Origin of the sequence: Bartonella sp. HY761 (assembly GCF_026743145.1) — a bacterium.
In the GTDB taxonomy this organism is placed as follows: domain Bacteria; phylum Pseudomonadota; class Alphaproteobacteria; order Rhizobiales; family Rhizobiaceae; genus HY038.
Genome location: NZ_CP104889.1, coordinates 17,727 through 30,618, shown reverse-complemented (window position 1 = coordinate 30,618; position 12,892 = coordinate 17,727). Strand labels below are relative to the sequence as shown.

General features: G+C 38.5%; 8 protein-coding genes. 7 read left to right on the top strand and 1 reads right to left on the bottom strand.

Annotated features, from left to right (window positions below; genetic code table 11):
* Nucleotides 1-8 precede the first annotated feature (8 nt).
* From tssK to tssA, 7 genes are read left to right on the top strand one after another with little or no spacing between them, the layout of a single operon-like run.
* Nucleotides 9-1,370 (top strand): type VI secretion system baseplate subunit TssK, encoded by a 1,362-nt coding sequence (gene tssK, locus N6A79_RS15575; protein WP_262080922.1) that lies wholly within the window; start codon nt 9-11, stop codon nt 1,368-1,370.
* Entirely contained in the window at nt 1,367-2,218 is an 852-nt protein-coding gene (gene icmH / locus N6A79_RS15570) for a type IVB secretion system protein IcmH/DotU (protein WP_262080924.1), read from the top strand. Before tssK ends, icmH begins: the two co-directional genes overlap by 4 nt.
* Nucleotides 2,219-2,271: 53 nt before the next feature.
* On the top strand, nt 2,272-4,935 hold the full coding sequence (gene tssH / locus N6A79_RS15565) for a type VI secretion system ATPase TssH (protein ID WP_263499769.1): 2,664 nt from the start codon (nt 2,272-2,274) through the stop codon (nt 4,933-4,935).
* Nucleotides 4,935-6,497 (top strand): sigma 54-interacting transcriptional regulator, encoded by a 1,563-nt coding sequence (locus N6A79_RS15560; protein ID WP_263499768.1) that lies wholly within the window; start codon nt 4,935-4,937, stop codon nt 6,495-6,497. The genes tssH and N6A79_RS15560 overlap by 1 nt, the downstream gene beginning before the upstream one ends.
* Complete coding sequence (locus N6A79_RS15555) at nt 6,494-7,297, top strand: type VI secretion protein (RefSeq protein ID WP_263499767.1); 804 nt, start codon at nt 6,494-6,496, stop codon at nt 7,295-7,297. The genes N6A79_RS15560 and N6A79_RS15555 overlap by 4 nt, the downstream gene beginning before the upstream one ends.
* Nucleotides 7,298-7,311: 14 nt before the next feature.
* Complete coding sequence (tssM, locus tag N6A79_RS15550; RefSeq protein ID WP_263499766.1) at nt 7,312-10,968, top strand: type VI secretion system membrane subunit TssM; 3,657 nt, start codon at nt 7,312-7,314, stop codon at nt 10,966-10,968.
* Nucleotides 10,968-12,482: a type VI secretion system protein TssA gene (tssA, locus tag N6A79_RS15545; protein WP_263499765.1), complete on the top strand. Its 1,515-nt coding sequence runs from the start codon at nt 10,968-10,970 to the stop codon at nt 12,480-12,482. Before tssM ends, tssA begins: the two co-directional genes overlap by 1 nt.
* Here tssA and N6A79_RS15540 read toward each other — a convergent pair.
* On the bottom strand, nt 12,479-12,727 hold the full coding sequence (locus N6A79_RS15540; protein WP_263499764.1) for a hypothetical protein: 249 nt from the start codon (nt 12,725-12,727) through the stop codon (nt 12,479-12,481). The two genes, tssA and N6A79_RS15540, sit on opposite strands and share 4 nt — an antisense overlap.
* Nucleotides 12,728-12,892: the final 165 nt, after the last annotated feature.

Here is a 12,892-nt window from a genome sequence, read left to right as displayed (position 1 = left end):
GGCTAACGGTGTCATTACGCAATCCTCCCATTTGGAAAGATGGGCAATTTATTCGGCCAAATCATTTTCAACAGCAAACACGCTATCACGAATATATTACGCGTCGGCGTAGCGATGCTATTAATGCCTATCAATATGGACTTGAATCAATTGAAATAAATCAAGAAAATCTCTTGCATGGACGTATATCTATCGTTCATGCAATGGGCATATTTCCCGATAGAACAGTTTTTGAAATTCCTGGTGAAACACCTGCACCGCAAGCATTAGATGTGAGTGGTACCAATATCGTTAATGAAACTATTTATTTATGCTTGCCATTATGGACAAGTGGTGTTGCAGAAATTTTAACTGAGGAAAGCGCCAAGGAATCCGCACGGTTAAATATTTATAACCAAGAAACACGCGATGTCACCAGTGACGACGCTGATCCTTGGGATATCGAGGTTGGTCAATTACGTCTAACACTTCTAACCGAACGTGATGACCGCAGTTCCTATAGCTGTATTCCTATTGCTCGTATCAAAGAAAAACGTAGCGATGGTAGCGTTATTTTAGATGCAGATTTTATGCCTGTTGCTTATGATATTCAAGCATTACCGCAATTACGCCGCGTTTTGGATGACTTTACAGGGTTACTCAATCAACGCTCCCAGCAGATTGCGCAACGTCTTGGTGGCTTAACTCAAGGCGGCGTTGCTGATGTTGCAGATTTTATGCTTTTGCAAACAACAAATCGTTTAGGCCCTACATTTAAGCATTTAAGTACCATCATGCGTATTCATCCAGAGCGGCTGTTTGAGCTTTTTGCTGGGGCGGCTGGCGAACTGGCGACCTTTACCCATGAAGGACGCTTACCTGAAATTTGGCCAGTCTATTCGCATGAAGAGCCACATATTTGTTTTCATCCGCTTATAGCGTCCTTACGCCGTTCACTTTCTGTGATGCTTGAGCCAAATGCTATCGCACTACCATTGCAAAAACATAAATATGGTGTACTTACCTCGCCTATTAGCGATAGTGAACTTATTGAAACATGTTCCTTTGTCTTGGCGGTTCGGGCCGCAATGCCACTCGATCGTCTTGCAAAAACATTTCCTTCGCAGGTTAAGATCTCTTCGATTGAAAAAATCAGAGAATTGGTTCAGCACCATCTTCCAGGCGTGGTATTACAACCATTAGCAACTGCACCACGCCAACTACCCTATCACGCAGAATATACTTATTTCTTCCTTGATCATCACTCAAGTGGTTGGAAAAATATTATAAAATCGAGCGGTTTTGCTTTCCATATTGCTGGTGAATTTCCTGATTTGGAAATGCAGTTCTGGGCTATTCGTGGACGACGGGATAATGGAGGCATAGCATGAACGAAATAATAGATAATTCAAATGTGCCAAAGGTAAAGGACCCAGGCGGCTTTTATCTTGGTAACGGAATTACAGATATTGATACCATTGACACCGAGATAGCCAAACCAAGGCCACTTTCTTCCTCTGTCAATAAAGGCAAAAATTTCGCCTTTGCCTTGCGGGGAATGACGCTTAATAAAATTGTTGATTGCGCATCTCCGTTGATTGCTTTGATTATGCGCATTTCTAATCTTGGTAATTTTGACGATGTAGAAGATTTACATAAACGCTGTTGCCATGAAATTGATGCTATCGAATTGGAACTACATAAATTTGGCTATGACCGCGTAACTATTTTGGCGTTTCGATATTGTTTATGCAGTGTGATTGATGAAGCCGTCCTTATCACACCATGGGGAGAAAATAGCCGTTGGTCGCAAAATAGTTTGCTTGCCTTATACCATCAGGAAACTTGGGGTGGTGAAAAATTCTTTGTCATTGTTGATCGGTTGATGGATGAGCCTCATCGTTACATAGATATTGTTGAATTTCTCTATTTATGTATGATTTTAGGATATGAGGGAAAATATCGACCTCAGCATAATGGTAAACTTAACCTTGAAACGTTCATTAAAGACGTTCATGACGCTATCCGTAAGGAACGTGGCTATCCAGACACGTTGCGCCTTTTTGAGGCTGACCATGTTGTGATCAAAAAACATGAAATTAAATGGCAAACTCCAGTTATTGCAGTTGTGTTAATCGCGCTTGCTTGTGCGATTTTACTGTATTTTGCATTTTTTATTTATACTGAAGCTTACACGGGAAGTATTATTAGGGATATCTCGGGTGTCCTAGCCAAGTAATTCTTCTTCACTATCAAAACAATTTATACATAAGATTAAAGCGGGTAATTATTATGGCAAATATCGATATCAGACGCCAATTGGTTGATCGTCTTAACAAAGCATGCCATACGGCGTTGTCAGAGGCATCTAATGTCTGTGTTGGAGCGGGCCATCGTGAAGTTGTCATCGAACATCTTTTAGTTTCTTTATGTGAGCAAAATAGCAATGATATTAGGCTAATTTTCCGCAATTTAAATCTTGATTTTGATAAATTGAGTGATGAATTACGCAGTTGCTTTAACCGCTTTCGCGTGAGCAATGGCGAAATGCCATCCCTATCGCCGTTGATCTTCGATTTATTAGAAGCGGCATGGTTAATTACATCGTTGGAACTTAATGAACAAAAAATCAGAGGCGGTGCTATTTTGTTGGCGCTTGTTCGAGATCCTGCCCGTTATTGTCGTTATGAATATATTGATATTTTAGAAAAAGTTTCACCTATAACATTAATGAACAGATTTTTTAGCTTAACAAGTGGTTCTGTTGAGCAAATTTTTTCAAATGATAATGATCGCAGCACAAAAGCAGAAAAAACTGCTGTGAGCGAAAGTGCTTTAGAAAAATATGCTGAAAACTTCACACAGCAAGCCAGAGAAGGTAAAATCGACCCTGTTTTTTGCCGTGATAATGAAATTCGCCAAATTATTGATATTTTAGCACGCCGCCGTAAAAACAATCCTATTTGTGTTGGCGATGCAGGCGTTGGTAAGACTGCAGTTGTTGAAGGACTTGCTTACAAAATTGTTAATAATGATGTACCTGAAAGCCTTCAAGGTGCTGAGATTTATGGTCTTGATATGGGCGCATTAGAGGCCGGCGCTTCAGTAAAAGGTGAGTTTGAAAAAAGGTTAAAAGCTGTCCTTGATGAGTTAAAGAATGCCGACAAACAAACGGTTTTATTTATTGATGAAGCCCATACCCTGATTGGTGCAGGCGGAAATGCTGGGGGTAGCGATGCTGCTAATCTTTTAAAGCCCGCATTAGCGCGCGGGGAAATTAAAACTATTGCTGCAACAACATGGTCTGAATATAAAAAATATTTTGAAAAAGATCCTGCATTAACGCGTCGTTTTCAACTTGTAAAGCTTGATGAGCCAAGTGTAGAACAAGCCAGCATCATTATTCGTGGTCTTGTTCCTGCCTATGAAAAGGCGCATGAAGGTATTTATATTAGTGATGCAGGGGTGGAAGCTGCAGCGCGGTTGTCTTCGCGTTATATTACCGGCCGCCAATTACCAGATAAAGCTATTGATGTGCTTGATACCGCCTGCGCGCGCGTGAAAGCCGGCGCCACTGGCATGCCTTTACAAATTGAAAAATATATTCAAGAAGCCAAAGCGTTAGAGCGTGAAAAAGATAGTATCGAGCGCGATATTGCTGCTGGCCATCATGATAAAGCATTGCAAGAACGCATTGACCTTATCCATGATAAGCTCGTTCATATTAATATTGAAAAGGAGCGATTAACTGAAATTCTTGGTGAGCAAAGAACCCTCATAAATGAACTAAAGACCTTAAGAGACGAAAAATTAGCTGAACAAACTGATGATGAAAAGGCAATTTTACAAGAAAAAATAGTCCTTGCTCGTCAAAGGTTTGAAGATGCACGGCGTGAATATTCCCTGGTTAGTTTAGAAGTTGGCCCACAAGAAATTGCCGCCGTTATTTCTGATTGGACCGGAATTCCTGTTTCGTCAATGGCACAGGATGAAATTGATAGTTTATTGAATTTAAAAAATAATATTGCAAATGTTATTAAAGGCCAAGACTATTCTTTGCAAATTATTCAAGAGCAATTGCAAGCCTCTCGTCTGGATTTACACAAATCTGGCCGACCATTAGGGGTGTTTTTATTGGTTGGTCCATCGGGTGTGGGTAAAACTGAAACTGCAATAGAAGTTGCCCGCAAACTCTTTGGTGGTGAGCAATTTATGACAACCATCAACATGACCGAATTTCAAGAAAAACATACCGTATCACGTCTTATTGGCTCGCCTCCCGGTTATGTTGGTTATGGTGAAGGTGGTATTTTGACTGAAGCTATTCGCAAAAAACCCTACTCAGTTGTATTGTTAGACGAAGTTGAAAAGGCCGATGCCGATGTATTGAACATCTTCTATCAAGTTTTTGATAAGGGTATTTTATCCGATGGCGAAGGCAGAGAAATAGATTGTAAAAACGTCGTTTTTTTCCTCGCCTCTAATCTTGCAAGCCATAGCATCACCGAAAGTGCTTTAAACTCTCCTGAAAAAACATCTGATGATATATTAAGTGAAATTAAACCTGCCTTAACCAAGCATTTTAAGCCAGCCCTTTTAGCACGTATGCAACCCACGGTTTATATGCCGCTTAGTAAGGAAGTTATGCGCGATATTATCGCGGCAAAATTAACGCAACTTGCAGATATGTTTATTGAGCGTCAAGGGCTTATTTTTGAAATCAGTAGTAGGGCCATTGAGCATTTAGAAAGTCTTTGCAATGAAGCCGCAAGCGGTGCACGTCTCATTGATCAATTAATTCAAAAGCGTATTTTACCCGAAATATCACGAACTATTCTTGAAAGCCGGTTAACTGAAAAAAACCTAATCAGCGTTTTAGTCGATATTAATGAAGATGGGTCTTATAATTTTACATTTGCTGAGCAGCCCGAAGAGATAAACGAGGCTGCGCAATAATGATTGCTTTGACAGATTTTCTGCCAAAATATACCGATATTTTACATATTAGGCAGACGCCTGATATGCGTTTATTCATGGTTGAAGCATTAAGCCAATTATTTGATGCAAGTGCCGTTTGTTTATGTGGCCGAGATGAAACCAATGAAAATCTCATCGAGCTTGCAGCTTGGCCACATAAACAAAACTATATAACGCTTGGAATTGATGAAGCTGAACGCGCAGGATCGCCTTTATATTGGGCTTTTCAGCAAGTAACACCACTTTCGATAAAATATACAGATTTACCGATTTTAAGACGTTTAAAACAGGAGCTTTTCCCAGTTTTAAATTTTGATGGCTTTGTTGTCGTGCCTGCAGTTTATAAAGATAATCAATATCCTGATCTTGTCTTTTTTGTAATTGGTAATGACCTATCTGTTACGCAAGAAAATTTGGCAATTGCTCAGAGCTTTGCCAATCATTGTGCTGTTTTTACACGGATGAATTTTAGCATAGAAATGATAGGCTTTCGTGAAAAACAGCTTTCAAATTCAATAAAAACATTGAATTCAACACTTGCAAGACATGACCAATTAAAAAATCAGGAATTGGCCAACACCCTATTGGGAAGTTCTACCAATATTGTAAAAGTTCGCAATGATATAAAAAAGCTGGCGCCAACACACTCATCTGTTTTGATTTTAGGTGATACAGGTACAGGCAAAGAATTAGTTGCTCATGCTTTACATAATTTTTCTGATCGTCGCCTTGAGCCATTTATTGCGGTCAATATGGCTGAAATAAATGCTAATCTTATTGAAAGTGCTTTTTTTGGGCATGTGAAAGGCGCATTTACGGGTGCCGATAAAAATAAGGAAGGCTTTCTAAGTCAAGCTAAGAATGGAACATTATTTTTAGATGAAATAGGTGATCTTCCGCTTGATTTGCAAGCAAAATTATTGCGCGTTTTACAAGAAAAAAAATACAGGCAAGTAGGATCAACTGAAGAGAGTTTATTTTCAGCCCGTATTATATGTGCAACTCATAAGGATCTAGGTTCTATGGTTGAACAAAAACATTTTAGGCGCGATTTATATTATCGAATTGCTGAAAGCCGTATCCTTATTTCACCCTTAAGTGATCGCATATCTGATATTGCGATGTTAGCTCAACACTTTATTGAAATTTATAATCAAACTTATAATACCGATTATTATTTTGATGATGCAAGTGTAGCGGTGCTTAGTAAGCTACATTATCCAGGAAATGTCCGGCAATTGCGTTCATTGGTTCAAAATATTTGTCATAGCGCTGAAGAGCTTGGCAGTATTACCGCCCAACTGGTGCAGCAAACTTATGATGATAACTCTATCGATACATGCCATCCAACCGTGTTTGAAGAAACAAGTTTAAAAGATGGCTTCCAAAAAGCATGCGATAACTTTGAAGAAAAAATATTAAGCCAATTTTTACAAAAATTTAGAGGGTCTAAACAGGATATGGCAAAGGCTTTGCAAATATCTGAGCGCACATTGTTTTATAAGTTAAAAAAATATGACTTGGAGGTTTTAAGAAAATGAACAGGCAATATAGGCTTATTGCATTCAAGTCATTGTGTTTTCTTTTTGCAGGGTTCGCACTTCAAACACAGGCTAATGCACAAAACATCAATCAAGAGGCGATAAAATGTCGCGTTATTGAAGATCGCAATCAACGACTTTTGTGTTTTGATGCAATCTTCGAGACACCTGTTGCTATTAAACCGCCTGTTACAGTCACAGAAGAAATACTCAAAGTCGATGGCCCACTTCGAACTATGGCAAAGACCTTAGAAAATTTGCGTGAAGCAAATGATGTAAATTGGGTATTGCGCATGCGACCTTGGCAAGAAACCATGCTTTTAACTCAGATCGATTATGAAAAGGTCATGTTAAGCCCAGCCAACAGGCCAGAGCGTAATGAAAATTCTATTCAGCATCAATGGACACCACAAACAGTAGATGTTTTTATGACCATGAAAGAGACCGATATCCCTACAGATCGCGCTATCGAAGATCAGGCAATTATGATGCTAAGTTGTGAAAATGATATTTCAACTTTAGCGGTTCTTTTACCAAAACCTATAAAAACACTACAAGCCAATATTTCACTTTCATCGGGTACTGGCAGCGTGTTTCACCTTAATTGGCGTGATGTAGAAGATGGTAAAGTGATAATTGCCGGGCGCGGTTTAGAAAGTATCGATACGATAAAGACATTAGCCAATTATAAACGGTTGCAATTACAAGTTAACTATCCCGATGGCCCCAGAGCATTTATCTTTGATATGAATGATATTGCATCAAGATTAAAGCCGCTTAGAACCGCGTGCCATTGGTAAGGGAATAAACGATCATGCAAAGCTCTGGTTTCACTTCACTCCTAAGCCGTATTAACAGCACATTTAAAATGATTGCACGTAGTTTTGGTTCAGGTTTATTTATTAGCACAATTATTCTTGTTCTATTGGTATGCTTCGTCTGGTTTTATGGGCCAGGCTTTCAATATTTAGAATATACACCGTTAAAGCCAACGACCAATCGTATTATTGTTATTGGCGTATTAATTATTCTATGGGGTTTAAATAATTATTTCTTGGCACGCTCTGCTGCCAAGAAAAAGCCTAAAAAGCAAGTGGAAGAAGAAATAAAGCCCCGCGACCCGGTGGGTGAACTCATCTCTATTTTAAATGCATCCTTTCGCACGACTATGAAAACCATCAAAGATAAATGGATGGGAAAAGATAAAGGCGCGCGCACTCTTTATGCAATGCCTTGGTATTTAGTTATTGGACCGAGCACATCAGGCAAAACATCGTTAATACAAGACTCTGAGTTAAATTTTCCGCTGACCCATGAATTAAAGCAAGCGCATATAAATAAAACCATTAGCGATGAATTGCCGCAATATTGGGTAACGCGTGAAAGTGTTTTATTCGACATTCCTGGTTCTTGGCTTGATATGAGGACGCCAATCTCCTTTGATGGGTTGGACAATGACGACATAGATCCCAATATTCCAGTTGTGCGAACAACTGTGAAAGACAGCCGTAAGCGTTTATGGCAGGCATTTATGAGCCTTTTAAACGAGGCTCGCCCACGTAGGCCAATAAACGGTGTCGTATTGACTTTCGATGTTGTTGATCTAATTCGTATGGATAGTGAAACACGCAATCTAATGGCGCAAAACATCCATGCGCGTCTTGTTGAAATTGCTGAAAAGCTAGGCACACGTTTTACCGTTCACATTGTTATGACTAAACTAGATCGATTGGCGGGGTTTAGAGATTATTTTGCACAATTGTCAAAGGCTGAACGGCAAGAACCTTTTGGTTTTTCCTTCGCTATTTTTGATGAATTACAGGCTGATGAATGGGCGAATAATTTTGAAAAACTATTTAGCAGTTTTCTTACCGAGGCCAATGATGATTTAGTTGACAGGGTCAATAATCAACGTGAAACTGAAATTCGTAAAAATATATATACTTTTTTGCGCGAATTTGCAGCATCTGGGCCAATCATTGCAGACTTTTTTAAAAAAGCACTTTTATCTGATCGCTTTTCAACTCCGCCAATGGTCAGAGGTATTTATTTTACATCTACGGTTCAGGAAGGTGCGCCATTCAATGCTTTATTAACCAAAATTTCAAATGACTATCATATGACTTTGCCGGTAATGCCGGCATATTCTGGTAATAGTACTCCATATTTTACAGGTAAGCTGTTTACAAATGTCATTTTTAGAGAGGCCGGTCTTGCGGGTGATAACCAAATTGTTGAAAAACATAAGCGCTTTGTTTTGCGTGGGACAATATTGGTTAGTTCCATCAGTATTTTAGTATTGTGCTTTATTTTGGCTGAAACGAGCAAAGATAATATTACTCGCGCTAATAATGTTTTAAAAGCTAGTCAAAATTTTATTAATTTACCCCATGATGCGAGCGCTTATGGAAGTGAAGTACAGCTTTTACCAGCTTTAAATGCAATTTCGGCTGCAAATAGTGAATTTCCCCATTGGCAAGAAAAGGGTGAAATTCGTCGTTATGCCGCACTTTACCAAGGTGGCAGAGTGGGACCCGTCGTAAATAAAGCTTATGAAGATTTATTGCGTGATCGCTACCTGCCGAGTATTGCCGAAAAAATTAAGGCTGAAATCATTAGGCTTGGTCAAAATCCCAACACTTATAATAGTGATGAACGTCTTGATGCATTGCGCGTATATTTACTACTTGGTGATATTCAACGCCGTAAAGAATTGGATGCAACAGATAGTACGAATTCACGAGGTAAAGCAACAGTAATAGCCTGGTTGAAAAATGATTGGCAAAGGCGTTTTGAAGGTGAGGAAGATAAACAAATAGGTCTTTTGCAGCATTTAGATTATGCGCTTTCGACCAATCACATTGCTGCTCCTATTGATCAGCCACTGGTTGAAACAACACAGCTTGCTTTGCGTGAAGTGCCGCGTGATGTGCGCCTTTATCGTAACTTGAAAACTCTCGCGCAACGTCAAGTTCCAAATGGGCTTAATTTAAGAAACCAAATAGGAGCATCAAGTTTCGATATTGTCTTTAAGCATAGCGCGAATAATGAAGCTTTATCACAAGATTTTTCTGTTCCCTATTTTTACACCAAACGCGGTTTTTTAGATTTCTTTGTTCCTAAAAGTCAGGATTTATCTGTCATCGCGATTGAAGATGCTTGGGTTAGTGGGGAACGTAAAGATATAAAATATTCAGAAGAAGATCTTCAAGCTTTCATTGAAAAAATACGTCATGCTTATGCTACGGATTATATCAATTATTGGAAAAATATGATTAATAATCTTAATATCTCCGATTTTAGAAATATTGATGATGCAGGGCGCGTTCTATCTGAAATTAATGGATCTTCTGCACCATTTGGAAGACTGCTTAATTTGATAAAGGCAGAAACTGAAATCTACCCTGCTGAACCAACGCAAACTAATGCAGAGCAACCTAAAACCCAAATTTTGTTTGACAAAAATCGTGAACATGCTTTGCGTATTACCCGTGCTTTTGCTGATCTTTCAGCATTGGTCACTGCAAAAGAGGGGCAAACTCCGCCTCTTGAAGAAACAATGGCACCACTTTCTGGTTTAGAAGCTTATATGCGCGCTATTCTTAGTGGGCAACAATCAAGCAAACCGGTGGCTTTGGAAAAAGCTCAAGAGCGCGCCAAGTTGCAGGGGGATGATCCTATATTTATCATACGTCGAACTGGTAGCAATATGCCAAAGCCGTTTGATAAATTTTATGCACAAATAGCTGATAATAGTTGGAAAGTTATTCTTGATGCCGCCAAGACAGATTTACAATCTGTTTGGCAAAATAGTGTTTATCGAACCTTTAATGTAGAATTGGCAGGACGTTATCCATTTAACATTAACAGCAAGGAAGAAGTATCCCTTACCGAGTTTCAAAGATTTTTTGGGCCAGAGGGACAGTTTGATAAATTTTTCAATGATCATTTGAAAACATTTATGAATCCCAATAATGGTACACCAATTATGATTGATGGGCAGAGCTTAAGTGTCAGCGAAAATTTCATAGCTCAAATAGCAAAAATTCGCGCTGTACGCGATATTTTCTTTAATGCTGATGGTGTTCCAACATTGCGTTATTCGGTTGAACCAGTAACAATGAGCGGCAATATTGCTCGTAGTGTCCTTAATATCGAGGGACAATTAGTTCCTTATAGTCATGGGCCGTCACGTCCGATAAGTATATTATGGCCAAATGCACTATCTAGTAACCAAGATATTAGCCAATTATCAGTAGGTAATAATGGTTCAATAACTTATTCTGGTCTTTGGTCAAGTTTCCGTCTTTTTGATCGTGCGACAGTAGCAAATGTTTTACCCGATAGCGCTGAATTAAATTTCAATATTGGTAATGGTCAAATAAAATATAAAATTAAGATGTCAGCGACTGATAAGAACCCATTTGTTCTAAAGCCACTTATATCCTTAAAACTCCCAGAGCAATTATAATGAGTGTCAATGATTTCCCAAGAAATGGTATAACGAATTTGGATTGGATCAATACAAATTCGCTTTTTCTCGCCATAGGCGCTCAGTTAGACAAAGAAGCCCCTGTGGGAGTGGCCATTGATGAAAATGATGTCTATGATTTAATAGACACTGAAATGATGAAACGTGGTACCCTAAACCACTCAACAATCCGTTGGGAATGGGTTTGTGAACAAAGTGAAATATTGTTAAAGACGGAAACCAAGGATTTTCGTCTTATCTTATTCATACTGCAATCTTTATCAAGCCTAAAAAAATGTGAAGAACCTTTAACGCTTGGGGCAGCAATTTTTGCGCGCTTCATCAACCTTTGGGGCGATAATGCTTATCCCGTTGCCAAAAAACGCTTGCCTGTTTTACGTAAATTAGTCGATGCGATAGACCAACTTTATGATTATTCATTGCGGATAGGACTAAACGATGATCAAATTAGCCTCATAACTCAAAGTTTTAGATCGACCTCTGATTATCTTAAATCTTTTGATAGTGATCTTGAACTAAAGATATTGTCGCTTGCGAATAAGGTTGAGGCGCTTTCGATTGCTCAAGATGAAAATGGGCTGCCTTCTTTAGAACGAATGCTTAAAGAGCCTGTCAAAGCAAAACCGATTGTTGAGGTTAAAGAAAAGACGCAGGCTAGCCAGCCCAATATTGAAATTCATCCTGAAAATTTGGTGCTGGATGGAAAGAATGAACGCGCGTTAAAGCAAAGCCTTGCTATTGTCGCAGATTTTTTGTTAAATGTTGACATTACTAATCCCTTATCTTATCGCTTGCGTCGGTTTGCAACATGGTATGGAATCCATAATCCACCAGAGTTAAAACGTAAAGATGATGTTAAAACTGTCATCATGCCTGTATCCACCAATGCAATTGATGAATATAAAATAGCTGTTGAGCGCGGTCAAATTGATCACGAAATAGCGCAAAAATTAGAGCGAAGCTGCCATTTGCAACCATTTTGGATCGAAGGGCAATTTTTAGCATATAAATTAGCACTTGTTTGTGAACGAAAATCGGCTGCAGATGCTATTTATCAAGAAACGGCACAATTTGTCGCGTCTCTACCGTGGCTTTTTAAATTACAATTTATGAATGGCGACCCATTTATCTCACAAGATGTAAAGGCGTGGATTGATGAGTTTAAAAACCTTCGAAAGACATCTGGAAGTAACAATAATAATGAAATGATTGGTGCAGATTTGCATACACTTATCCGTGTAGCGCGCGAAAAGGCCAATAATGGTAAGGTTGATGAAGCTATCAAAATTTTGGAAGATGCTGAACCAACTGCAGATAGCCCACGCTCTCATGCATTATGGGAAATGCTAATGCTTGAATGTTTAAGCGAATGGGGAATGCAAAAACTAGTATCAGCGCAGGCTAATCGATTGCAAAATGAAATAAGTAGTTTGTTTGTTAAAGATTTTGAACCAGATCTAATCGCACGTATTACTCAGCTTACAAAGGTTTAGGGTTTTCCGCAGGGCGCTTCATAAGCGAAACCATCTTCATCATAATAGTTACAATAGCGGATTTGATTTTTAGTTTTACTAAAAACGCTATTACCTGGATTATAGTTTGTTCGCTCGCCTGATCTAAAAGGATCTTCCTCAACGTAATTATTAGATGACTTTTTTATATTCTCATCAACAGTGGAGCAAGCGGATAAAGAGAATAGTAATAATATACTTAAAAAAGATAAAGATAATTTTATCATTTTTCACCCTTTGATAAGATCAATATAAATTTAGATATTTAATAATATAATCCTCTAGCATGGTGAATTGAAAATTCAAAACAAAAAATATTTATTATTTAAATAATTTTCTATTATTTAATATGGAAATATTTAAACATTATAATATTATAATTATTGCAATAT

Coding starts and splice junctions, on each gene's coding strand:
- tssM (WP_263499766.1), top strand. CDS start 7,312: ATGCAAAGCTCTGGTTTCACTTCACTCCTAAGCCGTATTAACAGCACA.
- icmH (WP_262080924.1), top strand. CDS start 1,367: ATGAACGAAATAATAGATAATTCAAATGTGCCAAAGGTAAAGGACCCA.
- N6A79_RS15555 (WP_263499767.1), top strand. CDS start 6,494: ATGAACAGGCAATATAGGCTTATTGCATTCAAGTCATTGTGTTTTCTT.
- tssH (WP_263499769.1), top strand. CDS start 2,272: ATGGCAAATATCGATATCAGACGCCAATTGGTTGATCGTCTTAACAAA.
- tssA (WP_263499765.1), top strand. CDS start 10,968: ATGAGTGTCAATGATTTCCCAAGAAATGGTATAACGAATTTGGATTGG.
- N6A79_RS15540 (WP_263499764.1), bottom strand. CDS start 12,727: ATGATAAAATTATCTTTATCTTTTTTAAGTATATTATTACTATTCTCT.
- N6A79_RS15560 (WP_263499768.1), top strand. CDS start 4,935: ATGATTGCTTTGACAGATTTTCTGCCAAAATATACCGATATTTTACAT.